The sequence below is a fragment of the Streptomyces phaeochromogenes genome, assembly GCF_001418655.1.
GTDB classification, from domain to species: Bacteria; Actinomycetota; Actinomycetes; order Streptomycetales; family Streptomycetaceae; genus Streptomyces; species Streptomyces phaeochromogenes.
On the sequence record NZ_LIQZ01000195.1, the window covers coordinates 1 to 17,767 of the forward strand.

The following is a 17,767-nucleotide window of genomic DNA, read 5'->3' on the forward strand; positions in this document are numbered from 1 at the left end:
GTGGTGGGTCGGGGCCGGGGGCCGGGGGTCGTCGTGGTTCCGGGCCGGAGGCCGGTGGCGCGGGGCACGGTGTGTCGTCCGCGGCCGAGGGCTCTCCCGGCGAGAGGGCTGCGGGCGAGGGGCACGGCACGGAGGCCAGAACCGGGAGCCCGGTCGCGGTGCCCGGGGCCCGGGTCGCGCCCGCCGATGTCGCGCCGCCCGCCGAGGTGGCCCCGCCCACCCGCGGGTTCCTCGCCAAGGCCACGCTCGTCACCGCTGTTCTCTCCATCGCCGGTGCCCTGCTCGGTCTCGGGCGGGACCAGGCGCTCGCGCATCTCTTCGGGGCCGGGACCGAGACGGACGCCTTTCTGGTGGCGTGGACGGTGCCGGAGGTCGCGGCGACGCTGCTGATCGAGGACGGGATGGCGTTCGTGCTGGTCCCGGCGTTCAGCCTGGCGGTGGCCCGGCGGGCGCGCGGGACCGGCGCCGACCCCGTCCGCGCGCTCGTCGCCTCGACGCTGCCGCGCCTCGCGCTGGCCTTCGTGGCGGTCGCGGCTCTCCTGATGGCCGGAGCGCCCTACCTGGTCGCGGCCCTCGCGCCGGGACTGCCCGACCCCGCGCTCGCCGTCGACTGCACACGGCTGACCGCGACCTGCGTCCTGAGCTTCGGGCTCGCCGGCTACTGCAGCGCGGCCCTGCGCGCGCACCGCCGATTCCTGGCGCCCGCGGCCATCTACGTCGCCTACAACACCGGCATCATCACTGCGATGTTCGTCCTCGGCGACCGCTGGGGCGTACGGTCGGCGGCCGTCGGCGTCGCGGTGGGCGGCTGTCTGATGGTGGCGGCGCAGGCGCCCTCCCTCGCCCGGCAGCTCTTCGGCCGCCGCCGGTCCGCCCCGGAGCCCGAAGCCACTGCCGACGCCGCTGCCGCACAGGGTCCGTCGCCCCACGACGGCCCCGAAGCCACCAAGGCCACCCAAGTCGCCGAGGTCACCGACAGCCCTGCCCCCTCCGTGAAGCACTCGGTCGAACTCGCCCTCATCGCGCCCGTGCTGATGTTCGCCCTGTGCCGTCAGTCCCAGGTCCTCATCGAGCGCTTCCTCGCCTCGACCCTCCCCTCCGGGGCCATCTCGCATCTGAACTACGCGCAGAAGGTGGCCCAGATCCCTATGACGCTCTCGCTGATGCTGTGCACCGTCACCTTCCCGGTGCTGGCGCAGGCGCTCGCCGAGGGCGACACCGAGCGGGCCCGCACCCGCGTGGAGCGGGACGTGGCGGTCGCCTCGTGCATGGTCCTGCTGGGCGCCGCCGCGGTGTTCGCGTGCGCGCCGCAGATCATCCAACTCCTGTTCCAGCGTGGCGCGTTCACCGCCCAGGACACGGCGGCGACGGCCACCGTCATGCGGGTCTACTCCGTCGGGCTGCTCGGGCACACGCTGGTGGGCGCACTGGTGCGGACGTACTTCTCGGCCGGTCGGCCCACCTGGTACCCGCTGGCCGCGATGGCGGCGGGCATCGTCGCCACCTCCTGGATCGGCGCCGGGACCGTCGATGCCTGGGGAGTGCGCGGGATCGCCGCCGCCAACGCGATCGGGATCACCGTCACCGCGGCCCTGCTGCTGTCCGGCATGGGCGAGCGGCGCAGCGTACCGATCCGCACCCGCCGGGTCGTCCACGAACTGTCCAAGCCGGTCCGGGCCGCCGTGTGCGCGGCCGTCGCCGGTGCCTTCTGCGCGAGCCGCGTGGACTCCCCCGAACTCGCCCTGGCCGCCGGCGGTCTGACCGTGACCGTCGTCTACGTCCTGCTGCTCCGGGTGCTCGGCGTCAAGGCCGTGGCGCCCGCCTTCCGTACCGCCCTCCGCTCCGTCACACGAAGGCTGCCGCATGTCCGTTTCCGCTGACACCCCCGACCTGACCCGTACCGACCCGCGCCCGGCCGCGCCCCTGTGGGTGGCGATGTACCACTCGGTGGGCGACTGCTCGGACGACCCGTACCGCATCACGGTCTCGCCCGACCGCCTCGACCGGCAGCTCGGCTGGCTGCGCCGCCGGGGCCTGCGCGGGGTGAGCATGGCCGACCTGCTCGCGGCCCGCGCCCGCGGCGAGGGGAAGGACCTCGTGGGGCTGACCTTCGACGACGGGTACGCGGACTTCACCGACAACGCCCTTCCCGTGCTGCGGCGCTGGGACTGCGGCGCCACCGTCTTCGTGCTCCCCGGCAGGCTGGGCGGCACGAACGAATGGGACCCGCTCGGCCCGCGCAAGCCGCTCCTCACCGCCGACGGCATCCGCGAACTGGCGGACACCGAAGGCCTGGAGCTCGCCTCCCACAGCCTCACCCACGTCGACCTCACCGAGGCGGACGACGCCCTGCTGGGCGCGGAGGTCGGCGGCAGCCGGGCCCTGCTCTCCGAGCTGACGGGCCGCGAGGTTCTCGGCTTCTGCTACCCGTACGGGACCGTCGACCAGAGGGTCGCCGACGTGGTGCGCGCGGCCGGCTACGAGTACGCGTGCGCCATCGACCCCGGCCCGCTGACCGGCCCGTTCGCCCTCCCCCGAGTCCACATCGGCGAGAACGACACCTCCTGGCGGCTGCTCCTGAAGTACCGCCTCAACCGGCTCCGCCGCCGCCCGGTGCCGATCACGCCGCCGGAGCCCATGCCGACCTCGGTGTCCCTGCCGTCCCCCGCGTCACCGAAGTCACCGGAGTCCCCGGTGAAGGAGACCCCGTGAAGGCCCTGCACGTCATCACCGGTCTCGGGGTGGGCGGGGCCGAACAGCAACTGCGCCTCCTGGTCCGCCACCTGCCGGTCGACTGCGACGTGGTGACCCTCACCAACCCGGGCGCCGTCGCCGAGGACCTCACCGCGGACGGCGTACGCGTCATGCACCTCGGCATGCACGGCAACCGGGACCTGTCGGCGCTGCCCCGCCTGGTCCGTGAGATCCGCGGCGGCCGGTACGACGTGGTCCACACGCATCTCTACCGGGCCTGCGTGTACGGCAGGATCGCCGCGCGCCTCGCGGGTGTACGGGCCGTGGTGGCCACCGAGCACTCGCTGGGCGACTCGCAGATGGAGGGCCGCCGGCTCACCTCAGGCGTCCGCGCACTGTATCTGGCCAGCGAGCGCCTGGGGCGCTCGACGGTCGCCGTCTCGCCCACGGTCGCCGAGCGTCTGCGCCGCTGGGGCGTGCCCGGGCCGCGCATCGAGGTCGTACCGAACGGCATCGACGTGGCGCGCTTCCGCTTCGACGCGGACCGGCGCGAGAGCACCCGGCGGCGGCTCGGGCTGCCGCAGGGCGCGTACGTCGTCGGGGGCGTCGGACGGCTGACGGCCGGCAAGCGCTTCGAGGTGCTGGTGCGGGCGCTGGCCGAACTCCCCGAAGACGTCTGGCTGTTGCTGGTCGGCGGCGGCCCGGAGGAGAACGTGCTGCGGCGTACGGCGCAGGCCGCGGGGGTCGCCGACCGGGTGCTGTTCACCGGCGAGCGCCCCAACACCGAGGCCTCACAAGGCGGTTCGGGACTCGATCTGCCCTCCCTGATAGGAGCCATGGACACGCTCGCCTCGCCCAGTGCGGAGGAGGCCTTCGGTCTCGCCGTCGTGGAGGCCCTCGCGGCGGGCCTGCCCGTGCTCTACGTCTCCTGCCCGGCCGTCGACGACCTGCCGCCGGGCGCGGCCCCGTTCGCCCGGCGCGTCCAGGGCGGCGCGGACTCGTTCGTACGGGCCCTGCGGCAGGTCCGCGCGCAGGGCCCGAAGCCGCGATCGGCACCCGAAGCCGCCCACCACTACAGCATCGCCCGCAGTGCCGACCGGCTCATGGACATCTACACGGCCGCAACTCTGGGAGTGAGTTCCGCATGACCGAAAACCCCACTCGTACAACCGGCCGGCCCGTGACGGCACTTGTCCGCGCCAAGGGGCTGCCGCCCTGGTCCCTGCTGGCCGCGGGCGCCGTCCTCGGCGGCCTCCTCGGCGGCGCGTACGGCGAGTTGAAGACGCCGCAGTACTCGGCCACGAGCTACGTCATCGCCGTCCCGACCGAGAAGTCGGACCCGGCGGCGGCGCTCGGCTTCGCCCAGGCGTACGGCCGGGTCGCCACCCAGCTCGCGGTGCTGGGGGACGCCCAGGTGTGGGCGGGCGTACCGGTGTCGACGCTGCGCGAGAGCGTGCAGACGGCGACCTCGCCGGACGCCCCGATGGTCGCCGTGACCGCCACCTCGGCGCGCCCCGACGTGGCCGCGGACATGGCCAACGCCGTGTCGCGCTCGCTGACCCGGCACGCCAACTCCGCCGAGGACAGCACCCATGTGGAGCTTCTGCAGTTCTCCCGCGCGATGAGGCCCACCGAGGCGTCGTCGGCGTCCTCGACGGTCACCGGGCTGGTCGGCGCGAGCGCGGGCGGACTGCTCGGCGGGCTGGTGCTGCTGGTCAGGCCGCGCCGGTCCTCGGAGGTCGCGCCCACCCCGTCGGTGCCCGGCCCGGCCACCGCCGCCGATGTCCACGGGCAGCTGTGAACGGCACGGTGACCGGTGCCGCGACCGGCGCGGCGGTGACCGAACTGTGCACGGACGAGCGGGAGTTCGGCCGGCTCGGCGAGGAGTGGGGGCGGCTGTACCGGCGGTGCGGCGCGGCGACCCCGTTCCAGAGCCACGCCTGGCTGCACTCCTGGTGGCTCTCGTACGGCAGACCCGGCCGCCTCCGGCTCGTCCTCGTCCGCGAGGGCGGTGAACTGGTCGCCGCCGCCCCGCTGATGCTCGTACGGCAGCCGTGGCCGGCCCTGGTGCCGCTCGGCGGGTCGATCTCCGACTTCGGGGATGTGCTCATCGAGGACGGCGAGCGCGCCGACCGGTCCGCCGCCGCCCTCGCCGACGGGCTCGCCCTGGCCGCCCGCACCGCGCTGATCGACTTCCGCGAGGTACGGCCCGGCGGCGCGGTGGAGCGGGTGTACGCGAGCTGGCGCGGACCGCGACGGCGGGTACTGGACTCGCTGTGCCTGGAGCTGCCCGGTGCGTCGATGGACGAGCTGATCGGACGGCTCGGAACGGCCAAGGCCCAGCAGCGGGTCCGCGCCAAGCTGCGCAAGCTCACCTCGCTGGGTGTCGAGCGGCGTGCCGTGCGCCCCGACGAGGTGGGCGCGGCCCTGCGCCGACTCCTCGAACTGCACCGGCTCCAGTGGCAGGGCCGCAAGGTGACCACCGAGCATCTGCAGGAGCGGTTCGCCGAGCACCTGGTCCGGTCGGTGGGGCCGATGGTCGACGCCGGTGACGCGGTGGTGACCGAGTTCCGGCTGGGCGACACCGTGATGGCGGTCGATCTGACGCTGCTGTCACGGCAGTTGGCGGGCGGCTATCTGTACGGCGCCCATCCCCAGCTGCGCGAGCGGAAGGCGGACGTGGCGACGATGCTGCTGCACGCCTGCGCCCAGCACACCGAGGCGGGTGGCCGCCGGGTGCTGAGCCTGCTGCGCGGCAACGAGCCCTACAAGCACCACTGGCGGCCCCAGCCCGTCGTCAACCAGCGCTTCCTGCTCGCTCGGCGGCGGACGGCCCCGCTGATGTCGGCGGCCGTCTGTGACGTGGCCGCCCGCAGCCGGGGCAAGGAACTGCTCGACCGCTTCCACGACTGGAGGGAACGCGGTGGCGGCAGGCCGTGACCGACCCGCCGCCACCGCCCCGTCGGCGGATGCCCGCTCAGCGGTGGCGCGACCACCAGTCGAAGCGCAGGCAGAGCTTCCCGCCGAGCCAGTACTCGACCCAGTCGCCCAGCTCGATCGGCGAGCAGTTCGGCGGGTGCACCGGTGTCGGCTTGGGCACCGGGGTCGGTGCGGTCGGCTTCGGCGCCGGGTCGGTGGGCTTGGGCAGCGGCGTCGTGTCGGTGCGGCCGAAGAGCGCCGCCCGGTAGATCTCGGACGCCTTGGGGTTGTCCCCGCACTGCCACACGCCGTGCGGGCAGTAGTCGGTGAGCGTGTTGTACAGCGGCTTGTGCTCGTCCATCCACGCGAGCATGCGCTTCATGTACGTCGGGTTGTCGCCGTTGCGGAAGAGCCCCCATTCCGGATAGGAAATCGGCTTTCCGTGCGCCTTCGCGAAGTCGACGTGCGCCTGAAGTCCGTAGGGCTCCGACACGGCCTCGTCGAATGACTGGCCCCGCGGCTGGTCGTACGAATCCATGCCGATGATGTCGACCGTGTCGTCGCCCGGATAGCACTGGGTCCAGGGAATGGCGTCCCGGCCGCGGTTCGGCGCGAAGTCGAACCGGAATTTCTGCCCCGGCACCGCCCGCATGGTGGTGACGATTCTGTTCCAGTACTTCTTCCAGGCCTCCGGGTCGGGGCCGCAGCGATGGGTGTACGTCATGCCGTTCATTTCCCAGCCGAGCACGATGACGGTGTCGGGCGCATCCAGGTCGACGAGCCGCTCGGCCAGCTTGCGGAAGTGCTGGTCGAAGTCTCCGGCCGCGCCGCGGCGCAGCTGGAAGCGGACCTCGGCGTCGGAGACGTTCTCCTCGTTGCGCTCCAGCATGGGGACGTTCAGGACGAAGAGCCGGTCGTCCTCGTCCGCCCGCCAGTCCGCCCAGGTGTCGAGGAAGCCGGGCAGGCCCTCGATGTTGCTCCAGCGGTCGCCGGGCAGATACGTGTGCGCCACGCGCAGGTCGGCGCCGCCCAGCCAGCGGCTGAGCTCGGCGATCCGGGCGACTCCACGGGGGCCGTAGTCCAGATAGGCGCCGAAGGCGGGGCCCCCGGGCCCCTTCGAAGGCGTCGCGGTCGGGGTGGTCGGCGTGGTCGGGGTGGCCGTCGCGGGCGCCGCCGGGCTGACGGACTGTGCCGGTGCCACGGGCGCTACGACGGCGGTGGGAGCGGTCGGCGTCGGAGCCGGCGGGTCGCCCACTCCCGCGCCCACGGCGTACCCCGGCCCCGAGGCGAGGGCGGCCGACGCGACGAGTCCGGCGGTGAGTGCGGCGGTGGCGTACACCAGCCGTCTGGTTCGGGTTCGTTGCAGTGGGGCCATGTCCGCTCCTCGCGTTCCTTTTCCACCGTCCACTGACACCCAGTCACATAAATGTGCAATGCGCCAACCGGGCCGGGCAACCGGGGATATCCCCGATCACCCGCACGAGTGAGACATCCGAAGAGACAACAGAAGAGACCTCAAGGAAATATGCCCATGTCGCCCTTCGACACCCGTGTTCCCGCCGTACTTCTGCGAATCGACCGGAATCCCTTTCACCACGGAACGCTGGGAGCCGTACGCTCCCTCGGCCGGGCCGGGATCGACGTGCACGTGGTCGCCGATTCCACCGGAAGTCCGGTGCGCGGATCGCGCTTTGTCCACCGGATGCATCCGCCGCCCGCACCCGACGCCTCGCCCGCCGACATCGCGCTGACGTTGCGCCGAGTGGCGGCCCGGGTGTCCCGTCCCGCCGTACTGATCCCAATGGATGACGCGAGCGCGGTCGCGGTGGACCGGATGCGGGACGCCCTCGCGCCCCGCTATCTGCTTCCCCTCTCCCCCGCCGGTCTCGCCGAACGCGTCGCCGACAAGGCCGAACTGGCCGCCGTGTGCGAGGCCGCGGGCATCCCGCATCCGCCGACACTCGCGCCCGACACCCCGGCACAGACGACCGCCGCGGTCCGGCGCCTCGGGCTGCCCGTGGTCGCGAAGTGGAGCCGCCCCTGGCTGCTGCCCGCGGGTACGGACCTGCGCAGCACGGCGGTACTTCGCTCGGCGCGGGAGGCCCACACGCTGTGCCGCCGCGCCGAGGAGGCGGGCAGCAGGCTGCTGCTCCAGGCGTTCCTGCCACCGGCGCCCGACCAGGACTGGTTCTTCCACGGATACGCGGACCGGTCCGGGGCGGTGTGCGGCGGCGGCCCGGGCCGCAAGCTGCGCGCCTGGCCGCGCGGGGCAGGGCTGACCGCGGTGGGCCGCTGGACCCCGAACCCCACCGTGCAGGCGCTGGCGGAACGGCTCACTTCGGCGCTCGGCTACCGCGGCATCTTCGACCTGGACTTCCGCCGCGAACACGCCACGGGCGCCTACCACCTGCTCGACTTCAATCCGCGGCCCGGCGCCCAGTTCCGGCTCTTCGCGGACGGGACGGGGCTCGACGTGGTGCGTGCGCAGCACCTGGATCTGACCCACCGTCCGCTGCCGCCGCCCTCCCCGCTGCCCGGCCGGACCTTCGTGGCGGAGAACTACTCGCCGCTCGCCGCGCTCGGCTCCGGCACCGAGCGGGCCTGGCACGCCCGGGACGACCTCGCGCCCGGCGCCGCCCTGTGGGCGCTGTGGCCCCGCCATGCGGTCCGCCGCGTGCTGCACCGCGCCCGCCGGGCGACCGCCGCACCGGCCGCCGCCACCCGGGTCGTCCGCCAGACGGCCCGCCACGACGCCAACCCCCTGTCCAACGACGAGAAAGCGAGCAGCTGCTGATGTACGACCTGCTGGTGGTGGGGGCCGGTCCCTACGGTCTGTCCATCGCCTCCCACGCCGCGGCGGCCGGGCTGAGCCTGCGGGTGTTCGGCCGGCCGATGGCGTCCTGGCGCGACCACATGCCCCGCGGCATGTTCCTCAAGTCGGAACCGTGGGCGTCCAGCCTCTCCGACCCCGGGGGCCGTCTGCGTCTGGACACGTACTGCGCGGAACAGGGGGTACGGGCCCGGCACGGGGAGCCCGTCCCGGTCGAGATGTTCGCCTCGTACGGACTCTGGTTCGCGCGGCACGCGGTCCCCGAGGTCGACGAGCGCGTGGTGACCGGCCTCCACCCCTGCCTGGGCGGCTTCGAGGCGGTCGTCGAGGACGGCAGGACCGTCCGCGCGCGAACGGTCGTGCTGGCGGTCGGCGTCCTGCCCTTCACCGAAGTACCCGCGGTTCTCGGCGAGTTGGGCCCCGAGTATGTCTCGCACAGCAGCGACCACGGCGACCTCGACCGCTTCCGCGGCCAGGACGTGACGGTCATCGGCGGCGGCCAGGCGGCCCTGGAGACAGCGGCCCTGCTCGCCGAACAGGGCACCCGCGTCCGGGTGATCGCCCGCGCCGGCGAGCTCCGGTGGAACGACGTGCCGCCGCCCTGGGAGCGCCCCTGGTGGCAGTCGGCCCGCGCCCCGCACACCGGCCTGGGCTGCGGCTGGCGCAACTGGTTCTACGCCGAACGCCCCGGCGCCTTCCGCGCTCTCCCCGAGTCCACCCGCACCCGGGTCGCCGCCACGGCACTGGGCCCCGCGGGCGCCTGGTGGGTCCGCGACCGGGTCGAAGGGGCCGTCGAGCTGCTGCTGGGCCAGGAGGTCGCGGCGGCCTACCCGGTCCAGGGCGCCGTACGCCTCGAAACGCTGGGCCGCTCCGGCGAGTTGAACTCCCTGGACACCGAACACGTCATCGCAGCCACGGGGTTCAGTGCGACCCGCGACCGCCTGGGCCTGCTGGCCGAGGACCTCCGCGGGACCCTGGCCGTGTCACCCGACGGATCCCCTTGCCTGGGCCGGGAGTTCGAGACATCCTCTCCCGGCCTCTTCCTGGCGGGCCTGGTCACGGCCTCCGCCTTCGGCCCCTCGATGCGCTTCGTCCACGGAGCCTCGTTCACGGCCCGGACCCTCGTACGAGGGGTGCGGCGCCGGCTGCGTACGGGGCCGGCACGGGTGCCCGTGCCCGGCGCCCGGGAGCGGCGCGGGGTGCTCGGGGCGGCGGGTCACTGACGGTACGGGTGCCGGGCGCGAGGCGTCCGGCACCCGACACGTCACCACTGACGGGACGCGACCCGGCTTCGTCGGTACAGCACCGCTCCACCGATCAGCATCCCCGCACTCACGACCGAGGCCGCGAGCAGCCCGTCGCCACCGGTGTGCGCCAGCTGCGGCGCCCTGCTCCCCGGCCCCGGAGGGGTCGCGGCAGGCGGCACGGTCACGGGCGGACTCACGACCGGAGGGGTCGTGGTCGGGGGACCCGTGACGGGCGGGGTGATCGGCGGAGTCGTGACGGGCGGGGTTGTGACCGGCGGAGTCGTGACCGGCGGCCCCGCGACCGGAGGAGTCGTGGTCGGCGGGGTCGTGACCGGAGGAGTCCCGGTCGGTGGTGCGGTGGTGGGAGGCGTCGCCGTCGGCGGGTTGGTCGTCGGCGGTGTGGAAGTAGGAGGCGTGGTGATGGGAGGCGTGCTCGGCGGCTCCGTGGGCGGCGTGATCGGTGGCTTGGCCGGAGGCGTGATCGGTGGCTCGGCCGGCGGCTTGCTCGGGGGCCCGGTCGGCGGGGTGTCGTCGCCGTAACCCTTCGGACCGTGACTCTGCGGGCCATGGTTCTGCGGACCAGAGCTCTGGGGGCCATGGTTCTGCGGGCCGTCGTGGCCCGGGCCATGACTCTGCGGACCGTCGTGCCGCGGACCATGACTCTGCGGGCCATTGCGACGCGGGCTGTTGTGGTTCGCGCACTTGTTGCCGAACGCCGGGTTCAGCAGGGCGACCACGTCCACGGTGTTGCCGCACGCGTTCACCGGCACATCCACCGGCACGTGCGCGTTGTTGCCCGATCCGACGCCGGGCGAGTTGTGCGCCCCGCCCTGCGCGACGGAGCCACCGCCGTGGTGACCGGAACCACCACCGTGCCCGGGACCACCGTGGCGGCCCGAGCCCCGGTGACCGGAACCGTGGTCCGAGCCGTAACCGTCGTGCCGGCCATAGCCATAGTCCGAGCCGTAGTCATAGTCCGAGCCATAGCCAAGGTCGGAGCCATGGTCGTGGCCGTCGCCCGGGCCATAACCGCTGTCCGAGCCGTAGCCGGACGGAGGGGCGTGCCGGGGGGTGTCCGACTTTCTGTGCTTGCCCGTGCCCGGGGCGGTGGCGCAGGAGTTGCCGAAGGTCGGGTTGAGGCCGGCCGCCACGTCCACGGAGTTGCCGCACGCGTTGACCGGGACGTTCACGGGTGCCTGCACGCTGTTGCCGGACAGCAGGCCGGGCGAGTCCGCTGCGACCCCGTTCGCGTTCGTGTCGGCGAACGCCTGGGGGGTGTACAGGGACATGAAGCTCGTCGCGGCGGCGGCCACGACCATTCCCCTGCTCAGGGTCTGTCGCAATCTCGTTGTCTTCTCTGCTGGTAGAAGTGGGAAAGCCGGCCTTGGCGCCGAAAGGCGGTCCAAGGCCGGCGTGACACAGCCGGTCGGCTGATGCGTTACGACGTCAGTCGTTGACGCACTCGTTGCCGAACGCCGGGTTCAGCAGGCCGATCACGTTGATCGAGTTGCCGCACACGTTCACGGGGATGTGGACCGGAACCTGGACCACGTTGCCCGAGAGGACACCCGGCGAGCCCACGGCAGCACCGTGCGCCTCGGAGTCGGCGAAGGCCGGGGCGGCCATTCCCATGGCCATGATCGCGCCGGCTACGACGACGGCACTCTTCTTGTGCTTCACGTACTTCCCTTTCTCTGCGGTCATGCCCCTATGACGGCCGAAACCGGACGAGCCCAGCCTGAACGGCTCGCACCATGACCTGCGGGCTGTAGAACGAGGGGATGGGGGCCGAAGAAACTACAGAAAGTGCGGCTCCCCGGTAATTCACCCGAACGCTCCGCGTGGATTCAGCAGGGGAAACGTCACTGCCATAAGGAAGGACCAGCGGAAGAACCGACAGAAAGCAAAAACAGAAAATAGTGTCAAAGAGCCCGGGCGCCCCCTGCGCGAAGAGCGAAGGGGACGCCCGGGCGTCCTTTGTGACGGTGGATCAGCTGCGGTCGGCGCCGTTGCCCGAGAGCACCGGGATGTTGGAGAGGACGTGCGAGACGGGCTCGTCGCCCTTCGCCTGGGTGGAGTTCTCGGCGCACTGCTGGTTCTGCGGGGCCGAGAGGACCGGCACGTCCTGGAGGACGGTGACCGGGACCAGGATGCCGACGAGCGAACCCGCGTTGACCTTGGCCGGCAGGCCGACACAGAGCTTGTTCAGCGAGCCCTGGACCAGCGAGGCCTGAGGGCTCAGGTCGCCGCCCGTCTTGGCGTTGCCGTACGCCTGCTCGGCGTGGTTGCCGTTGGCCGTGGTGACGCCGTCGTCGTTCCCGATGGCAAGCGCCTGGGGGGCTGCCGCCGCCGAGACGCCGACGACAGAAGCGGCGACCGCCGCCGTGGCCATTGCCTTCTTGAGCATTTCTCCGGTCCTTTCCTGGCAGAGACACATGTTCCTGCTTTCACATCAACCGGAGGCGGCTCCATTGGTTTCCTACTGTCACCCGGTTGGCCCGTTCGGCACCCCGGAATTCACGGAATCCCTCGCGCGCGTGCACCGTACAAACGGGCCTCTCAAATGGGCCATCGGAGTGAATCGGAGCAACTATGCGGGCCGGGGGCAGTTGTCCAGGTCGCTCCGGTGGACGGGGTTACTCCAGAAGGGACCAGCAAGTGATCAAGAAGGTTATGGCTGCCGCGGCGGTCGCCGCTTCCGTCGCCGGTGTTACGGCTGCCGCCGCGCCCCAGGCGATGGCGATCGGCAACGACGGTGGCGTCACCACCGCCAACGGCAACCACGCCGCGCAGGTCTACGGCAACCAGGCGACGTACGGGGACATGAGCCCGCAGATGGCGCTCATCCAGGGCTCGCTGAACAAGCCCTGCATCGGCCTGCCGGCCAAGGCCAACCTGGCCTCGCTCGCCGGCCTGGTGCCGATCACCGTCGCCCAGGACGTGCCGATCCTGTCGGCCCCGCAGAACCAGCAGTGCACCGAGAACTCGACCCAGGCCAAGGGCGACGAGCCGCTGTCGCACATCCTCTCCAACATCCCGGTGCTCTCCGGCAACGGCGCCGACCGCAGCTGACCTGCCGCACCACGCAGCGGACCGCCCGTCTCACGGCGGTCCGCTGCCCCTCTCACGTCTTCACGTCTTACGGCGGCGCGCGCAACTTCGGTCCCGAGGAACCCTGTGGGCCAATCGGGGCAAACCCCGCAACCGCACCGTCCACCGCACTGTTGATCATTATGCGGCTCCGTCCGGGGCCATCCTCCGAAAGGGAACGAACATGAAGAAGCTGATGGCGACCGCGGCCATTGCCGCCTCTGTCGCCGGTCTGTCGGCCGCCGGCGCGCCCCAGGCGCTGGCCATCGGCAACGACGACGGCGTCACCACCGCCAACGGCAACGGTTCCGTCCAGAAGTACGGCAACCAGGCGACGCACGGCAAGATGAGCCCCCAGCTCTCGCTCGTGCAGGGCTCGCTGAACAAGCCGTGTGTCGGTCTGCCGGTCAAGGCCAACCTGGCCTCGCTCATCGGCGCCGTGCCGATCACCGTCCTGCAGGACGTGCCGATCCTGTCGGCCCCGCAGAACCAGCAGTGCACCGAGAACTCCACCCAGGCCAAGGGCGACGAGCCGCTGTCGCACATCCTGGACAACATCCCGGTCCTGTCGGGCAACGGCGCCGACCGCAGCTGATCTCCGCAGCGGCGCGAACAGCGGGTCACCCCTCGTGGGTGGCCCGCTGTTCCCATGCCCGGCCCCGGCCGCCCCGGTCCGGGCTGCCGCACCCCGGTCTCAGCCTCCGTACAGAGCCTCGATCTCCTTCGCGTACGCCGCCGTCACCGCGTGGCGCTTGATCTTCAGGGACGGGGTGAGCAGACCGTTCTCCTCGGTGAACTCGCCTTCCACCAGGGCGAATTCGCGGATCGACTCGGCGCGGGAGACGGCCTGGTTCGCGTGGTCGACGACCTTCTGGACGTCGGCGCGTATGCGGGGGTCGTGAACGAGCTCGGAGACCGGGGTGTCCGCGGGCATCCCGCGGACGTAGAGCCAGTGGGAGAGGTCCTCCCGGTCCAGGGTGATCAGGGCGGCGACATAGGGGCGGTTGTCGCCGACGACGACGCACTGGCCGACCGGGGGACGGCTGCGGAGACGGTCCTCCAGGACGGCCGGGGAAACGTTCTTGCCGCCGGAGGTGACGAGGATGTCCTTCTTGCGCCCGGTGATGGTGAGGTAGCCGTCCTCGTCGAGGTCCCCGAGGTCACCGGTCGCGAACCACTCCTCGCTCAGGGCGGCGTCGGTCGCGTCCGGGTTGTTCCAGTAGGCGCCGAAGACGATGCCGCCCTTGATGAGGACCTCGCCGTCGTCGGCGATACGGATCGACGTGCCGGGTACGGGGAGGCCGACCGTACCCGGCCGGGGGTTGAGGGGCGGGACGATCGTCGCCGCGGCGGTGGTCTCGGTCAGGCCGTAGCCCTCGTAGACGATGATGCCGGCGGCGTAGAAGAAGAGGTTGAGGTCGCGGTCGAGCGGGGAGCCGCCGCTGATGGCGTAGCGCGTGCGGCCTCCGATTTCCTTGCGGATGCGGCGGTAGACCAGCAGGTCGTACAGGGCCCAGGCGGCGTACAGGCCGGGGCCGGGGCCCTTGCCGCGGCCGAGGAACCGGTCGAGGTGCGCCTGCCCGAAGCGGACGGCGATCCGGTGTGCGCGGTCGAAGGAGGCGGCGCGGCCGATCCGTTCGGCGGTGGCGCGGCCGGTGCCGTGGATCTTCTCGAAGAGATACGGCACGCCGACCAGGAAGGTGGGCCGGAACTCCCGTAGCGCCGGGCGGAGTTCGTCGGGCTTGATGCTCGGGAAGTGGCCCAGTTCGATACGGGCCGTCAGACAGGCGATCTGGAGGGTGCGGCCCAGGATGTGCGCGAGCGGGAGGAAGAGGAGCGTCGAGGCGATCTGGCCGGTGACCTCCTTGAAGACGGGGTGCAGCAGCTCGACCGTGTTCGCGGCCTCGGCGTGCAGGTTGGCATGGGTGAGGACGCAGCCCTTGGGGCGGCCGGTGGTGCCGGAGGTGTAGCAGATCGTCGCGACGGCGTCGGGGGTGAGGGCCGCGCGCCGCCTGGTGACCTCCTCCTCGGCGATGCCGCCGCCCAGCACGGTCAGGTCCGAGATCGCTCCCCCGTCGATCTGCCACACATGCGGTGGATCCGGGTGGTCGGCCGTGCCGGCCTCGACCGCCGCCGCGTTCTCGGGGGTCTCCACCACGACGAAACGGGCGTCCGAGTCGCGGACGATCCACTCGATCTGCTCGGGTGACGACGTGGCGTACACGGGCACGCTCCGGCCGCCCGCCGCCCAGATCGCGAAGTCGAGAAGCGTCCACTCGTAGCGCGTACGGGACATGACCGCGACGCGTCCGCCCGGTTCGAGGCCCGCCGCGACCAAGCCCTTGGCGACGGCGGTGACTTCGTCGGCGAAGGCGGCGGCGGTCACCGGCTGCCAATTGCCGTGCTCCCTGCGGCGGAGGACCACGGCGTCCGGAGCATCGGCCGCGTTGGTGAAGGGCAGGTCGGCGATGCTGCCGGTGGCGACCTTCGGGGCGAGGGCCGGCATGCGCGCCTCACGGACGACTCCGTGGTGGTCCCTGGTGATCTCGACCTTGGCGCGGTCCGCCAGATCGATGTGCTTCTTCGCCCGTTTCAGGTCCTTGCGTACGCCCATGACAGCTCCCGGTCGCGGCTCGCGTTGTGCGGTGGCGCGTACTTACTTCCGGGTCAACTTACTCACGCGTAGGGGATTTTCAACCCGCTTGGGGATTTCCCCCGGTCGGGCGGAGAACCTGGGCGGGCCTCAGGCGGCGACCCGCTCCCGCCCGGTCTCCGGCTCCAGGACCTTGCGGGTGACGCGCTTCGCCATGGCGGCGACCAGAGTGCGCGGGCGGCGCGGGTTGAGGTGGGCGCCCAGGGCGTTGCCGAGGCCCGGGGTGACGTAGGCGCGGTCGCGGTCGAGGGCGCGCAGGGCGGCCCGTACGACGGGTTCCGAGGTGGTGAAGGAGCCGACCGCCGCCTTGCGGGTGCCGATCGCGTCGAAGAAGCCCGTCTCCACCGGGCCGGGGCAGAGGGCCGTGACCTTGATGCCGCGACCGCGGTACTCCTGGCGCAGGGCCAGGGAGAAGTTCAGGACGAACACCTTGGTGGCGCTGTAGACCGCGAAGTACGGGCCCGGCTGGTAGCCCGCCGTGGAGCCGACGTTCAGGACGGCGCCCGAGCCGCGCTCCAGCATGCCGGGGACCAGGGCGTGGGTGAGATCGACCAGGGCGACGACGTTGACCATCATCTCGTCGTGCTCGCGGGACGGGTCGATGTCCTCGAAGCGGCCACAGGTGCCGAACCCGGCGTTGTTGACCAGCAGGTCGACGGCGAGGCCCCGGGCGGCGAGGGCGTCCGCGACGCGCCGGGCCGCGTCCGGTTCGGCGAGGTCCTGGGGCAGTACGTGCGCCTGGACGCCGTGGCGTACGCGGAGCCGGTCGGCCACCTCTTCGAGGCGCCCCTCGGAACGGGCCACGAGGACCACGTCGTGGCCGCGCGCGGCGAGCTGGTCGGCGAACTCAGCGCCGAGCCCGGAGGAGGCGCCGGTGACGAGAGCGAGAGTCATGATGGTTCCTTTCTCTACTGATGTCGCTTCTGGGTGCACTATCTACTACGCAAGAGTAGCCACTTCTCACAAAACCGCAACAGCAGTGTTGCAGATATTAGGGAAGCTGCGGCCCTCGCGTATCGTTTGACCTACGTCCCCTCAGGAGGTCCCCATGGCCGAACCGGCCGTCCGGCGGCTGCGTGCCGACGCGGAGCGCAGTGTGCGCGTGATCCTGGAGGCGGCCGAGCGGGTGCTCGCCGCCGACCCCGGCGCGTCCATGGAGCAGGTCGCGGAGGCGGCGGGGGTGGCGCGGACGACGGTGCACCGGCGGTTCGCCAGCCGGAAGGCACTGATCGAGGCGCTCGCCGAGTCGGCTGTACGCCAGCTCGCGGAGGCCGTCGAGGACGGCCGCCCGGACACCGCGCCGCCGCTGGTCTCCCTGCATCGCATCACCGCCAACGTCCTGCGGATCAAAGGGGCTTGGAGCTATGCGCTGAGCCGCCCCGACGACGAGGGCGGGACCGCGGCGGCGGGCTGGGAACAGGTCGGCGCCCGCTGCCTCGAACTCCTCGGCCGCGCGCGGGACGAGGGCCTGCTCGACGCCTCCGTGGACCTGGAGTGGACCCGGCGCGTCTACTACGCGCTCATCGGCGAGGCCCTGCACGGACCCGAGGCCCAACAGGACCCGGACGCACTGGCCACACTCGTCGTCGATACGTTGCTGCACGGCGCGGGGCGTCGGTCCGGCGTCAACTGACCGCCATCCGAACCAGCCTGCTTCTGAACCGGCCTGCTTCTGAACCGGCCTGCTTCTGAACCGNNNTCTCGGCGCCCTCACCGAGCTGTTCGCCGAGCGGCTGCTGCTGGCGGACAAGGTCGCGGCGGCCAAGTACGGCACCGAGTCGCCCATCGACGACCCGGTGCGTGAGCGGCAGATCCTGGACGACGTCGCCGCGCGGGCGGCCGGGCTCGGGCTCGACCCCGACTCCGTGACCGCCGTGTTCCGCGACCAGATCGAGGCGAACAAGCTGGTCCAGCGGGGCCTGTACGCACGCTGGGACGCCCACCCCGACGAGCGGCCCACCGAGCGCCCCGACCTGGCCAAGGAGGTCCGCCCGGCGCTCGACCTGATCACCACCCGACTCCTGGCGGCACTCCAGGAGACGGCCCCGGTCCGCGCCGACGCCTCCTGCGGGCCGCGCCTGTACACCGAGGCCACCCTGTCCGCGTACGGGCACCGTCTGGACGTACTGCACCTGAAGGGGCTCGGGCGGGCGTTGCCGTCGGTCTGTGCCGCGGACCGACACGGACCGGACGCGGCCTGACTTGACGTCAGTTCCCGCTGGCCGGTCCCCCGTTCGGCCCAGCGCGGACCCCATCCGGCGTCAAGCTCGGCTTGACGGGGGCCGATGAACGGGACATGACGTCGACGCACTCCCCCGCACACCCCTCGTACCC

General features: G+C 72.2%; 16 protein-coding genes and 1 pseudogene. 11 read left to right on the forward strand and 6 right to left on the reverse strand.

Annotation, left to right across the window (positions count from 1 at the left end):
* Positions 1 to 158 precede the first annotated feature (158 nt).
* From murJ to AOK17_RS25995, 5 genes are read left to right on the forward strand one after another with little or no spacing between them, the layout of a single operon-like run.
* On the forward strand, positions 159 to 1,880 hold the full coding sequence (gene murJ, locus AOK17_RS25975) for a murein biosynthesis integral membrane protein MurJ (RefSeq protein WP_055614968.1): 1,722 nt from the start codon (positions 159 to 161) through the stop codon (positions 1,878 to 1,880).
* A gap of 55 nt (positions 1,881 to 1,935) precedes the next feature.
* The gene (locus tag AOK17_RS25980; RefSeq protein ID WP_079053287.1) at positions 1,936 to 2,712 is read left to right on the forward strand and encodes a polysaccharide deacetylase family protein; all 777 of its coding nucleotides are present in this window, start codon (positions 1,936 to 1,938) and stop codon (positions 2,710 to 2,712) included.
* On the forward strand, positions 2,709 to 3,842 hold the full coding sequence (locus tag AOK17_RS25985; protein ID WP_055614969.1) for a glycosyltransferase: 1,134 nt from the start codon (positions 2,709 to 2,711) through the stop codon (positions 3,840 to 3,842). The genes AOK17_RS25980 and AOK17_RS25985 overlap by 4 nt, the downstream gene beginning before the upstream one ends.
* Positions 3,839 to 4,495, forward strand: a complete 657-nt coding sequence (locus AOK17_RS25990; RefSeq protein WP_055614970.1) for a YveK family protein — start codon at positions 3,839 to 3,841, stop codon at positions 4,493 to 4,495. Before AOK17_RS25985 ends, AOK17_RS25990 begins: the two co-directional genes overlap by 4 nt.
* Positions 4,492 to 5,634 (forward strand): GNAT family N-acetyltransferase, encoded by a 1,143-nt coding sequence (locus AOK17_RS25995; protein ID WP_425424634.1) that lies wholly within the window; start codon positions 4,492 to 4,494, stop codon positions 5,632 to 5,634. The genes AOK17_RS25990 and AOK17_RS25995 overlap by 4 nt, the downstream gene beginning before the upstream one ends.
* A gap of 37 nt (positions 5,635 to 5,671) precedes the next feature.
* On the opposite strand, the gene AOK17_RS26000 is transcribed toward AOK17_RS25995, so the two are convergent.
* Positions 5,672 to 6,988, reverse strand: a complete 1,317-nt coding sequence (locus AOK17_RS26000) for a glycoside hydrolase family 26 protein (RefSeq protein WP_055614971.1) — start codon at positions 6,986 to 6,988, stop codon at positions 5,672 to 5,674.
* Between the two features lie 156 nt (positions 6,989 to 7,144).
* On the opposite strand from AOK17_RS26000, the gene AOK17_RS26005 reads away from it, so the two are divergent.
* Together AOK17_RS26005 and AOK17_RS26010 are read left to right on the forward strand one after the other, a co-directional pair.
* Positions 7,145 to 8,407 carry a carboxylate--amine ligase gene (locus AOK17_RS26005; protein ID WP_055614972.1) on the forward strand — a complete coding sequence of 421 codons (1,263 nt, stop codon included), beginning with the start codon at positions 7,145 to 7,147 and terminating at the stop codon, positions 8,405 to 8,407.
* Positions 8,407 to 9,666, forward strand: a complete 1,260-nt coding sequence (locus AOK17_RS26010; RefSeq protein ID WP_055614973.1) for an NAD(P)-binding domain-containing protein — start codon at positions 8,407 to 8,409, stop codon at positions 9,664 to 9,666. Before AOK17_RS26005 ends, AOK17_RS26010 begins: the two co-directional genes overlap by 1 nt.
* A 41-nt stretch (positions 9,667 to 9,707) precedes the next feature.
* Here the strand turns inward: AOK17_RS26010 and AOK17_RS51705 are convergent, their stop codons facing one another.
* The 3 genes from AOK17_RS51705 to AOK17_RS26030 all read right to left on the reverse strand — a co-directional run bounded on the left by AOK17_RS51705 (position 9,708) and on the right by AOK17_RS26030 (position 12,097).
* Positions 9,708 to 11,033, reverse strand: a complete 1,326-nt coding sequence (locus AOK17_RS51705) for a chaplin (RefSeq protein ID WP_245697353.1) — start codon at positions 11,031 to 11,033, stop codon at positions 9,708 to 9,710.
* Positions 11,034 to 11,136: 103 nt separating this feature from the next.
* Complete coding sequence (locus AOK17_RS26025) at positions 11,137 to 11,394, reverse strand: chaplin (RefSeq protein ID WP_055614976.1); 258 nt, start codon at positions 11,392 to 11,394, stop codon at positions 11,137 to 11,139.
* Positions 11,395 to 11,680: 286 nt separating this feature from the next.
* Complete coding sequence (locus tag AOK17_RS26030) at positions 11,681 to 12,097, reverse strand: rodlin (protein WP_055614977.1); 417 nt, start codon at positions 12,095 to 12,097, stop codon at positions 11,681 to 11,683.
* A gap of 251 nt (positions 12,098 to 12,348) precedes the next feature.
* Here AOK17_RS26030 and AOK17_RS26035 point away from each other — a divergent pair, with 251 nt between their 5' ends.
* Both AOK17_RS26035 and AOK17_RS26040 read left to right on the forward strand, forming a co-directional pair.
* Complete coding sequence (locus AOK17_RS26035) at positions 12,349 to 12,762, forward strand: rodlin (RefSeq protein ID WP_055614978.1); 414 nt, start codon at positions 12,349 to 12,351, stop codon at positions 12,760 to 12,762.
* A gap of 202 nt (positions 12,763 to 12,964) precedes the next feature.
* Complete coding sequence (locus AOK17_RS26040; RefSeq protein WP_055614979.1) at positions 12,965 to 13,375, forward strand: rodlin; 411 nt, start codon at positions 12,965 to 12,967, stop codon at positions 13,373 to 13,375.
* A gap of 99 nt (positions 13,376 to 13,474) precedes the next feature.
* Here AOK17_RS26040 and AOK17_RS26045 read toward each other — a convergent pair whose 3' ends face one another.
* Both AOK17_RS26045 and AOK17_RS26050 read right to left on the reverse strand, forming a co-directional pair.
* Positions 13,475 to 15,394: an AMP-dependent synthetase/ligase gene (locus AOK17_RS26045; protein WP_055614980.1), complete on the reverse strand. Its 1,920-nt coding sequence runs from the start codon at positions 15,392 to 15,394 to the stop codon at positions 13,475 to 13,477.
* A 129-nt stretch (positions 15,395 to 15,523) separates the two neighbouring features.
* Positions 15,524 to 16,327, reverse strand: coding sequence for an SDR family NAD(P)-dependent oxidoreductase (locus AOK17_RS26050; protein ID WP_055614981.1), 804 nt, complete (start codon positions 16,325 to 16,327; stop codon positions 15,524 to 15,526).
* A 154-nt stretch (positions 16,328 to 16,481) separates the two neighbouring features.
* Between AOK17_RS26050 and AOK17_RS26055 the strand changes: the two genes are divergently transcribed.
* The gene (locus tag AOK17_RS26055; protein WP_055614982.1) at positions 16,482 to 17,066 is read left to right on the forward strand and encodes a TetR/AcrR family transcriptional regulator; all 585 of its coding nucleotides are present in this window, start codon (positions 16,482 to 16,484) and stop codon (positions 17,064 to 17,066) included.
* A 66-nt stretch (positions 17,067 to 17,132) separates the two neighbouring features.
* Positions 17,133 to 17,634, forward strand: a pseudogene (locus tag AOK17_RS26060) (chorismate mutase); the annotation flags it as partial.
* Positions 17,635 to 17,767: the final 133 nt, after the last annotated feature.

Bases quoted from the DNA above. Each gene is read 5' to 3' on its own strand.
- AOK17_RS25980 (WP_079053287.1), top strand. From the start codon at position 1,936: ATGTACCACTCGGTGGGCGACTGCTCGGACGACCCGTACCGCATCACG.
- AOK17_RS25990 (WP_055614970.1), top strand. From the start codon at position 3,839: ATGACCGAAAACCCCACTCGTACAACCGGCCGGCCCGTGACGGCACTT.
- AOK17_RS26000 (WP_055614971.1), bottom strand. From the start codon at position 6,988: ATGGCCCCACTGCAACGAACCCGAACCAGACGGCTGGTGTACGCCACC.
- AOK17_RS26005 (WP_055614972.1), top strand. From the start codon at position 7,145: ATGTCGCCCTTCGACACCCGTGTTCCCGCCGTACTTCTGCGAATCGAC.
- AOK17_RS26010 (WP_055614973.1), top strand. From the start codon at position 8,407: ATGTACGACCTGCTGGTGGTGGGGGCCGGTCCCTACGGTCTGTCCATC.
- AOK17_RS26025 (WP_055614976.1), bottom strand. From the start codon at position 11,394: ATGACCGCAGAGAAAGGGAAGTACGTGAAGCACAAGAAGAGTGCCGTC.
- AOK17_RS26030 (WP_055614977.1), bottom strand. From the start codon at position 12,097: ATGCTCAAGAAGGCAATGGCCACGGCGGCGGTCGCCGCTTCTGTCGTC.
- AOK17_RS26040 (WP_055614979.1), top strand. From the start codon at position 12,965: ATGAAGAAGCTGATGGCGACCGCGGCCATTGCCGCCTCTGTCGCCGGT.
- AOK17_RS26045 (WP_055614980.1), bottom strand. From the start codon at position 15,394: ATGGGCGTACGCAAGGACCTGAAACGGGCGAAGAAGCACATCGATCTG.
- AOK17_RS26050 (WP_055614981.1), bottom strand. From the start codon at position 16,327: ATGACTCTCGCTCTCGTCACCGGCGCCTCCTCCGGGCTCGGCGCTGAG.
- AOK17_RS26055 (WP_055614982.1), top strand. From the start codon at position 16,482: ATGGCCGAACCGGCCGTCCGGCGGCTGCGTGCCGACGCGGAGCGCAGT.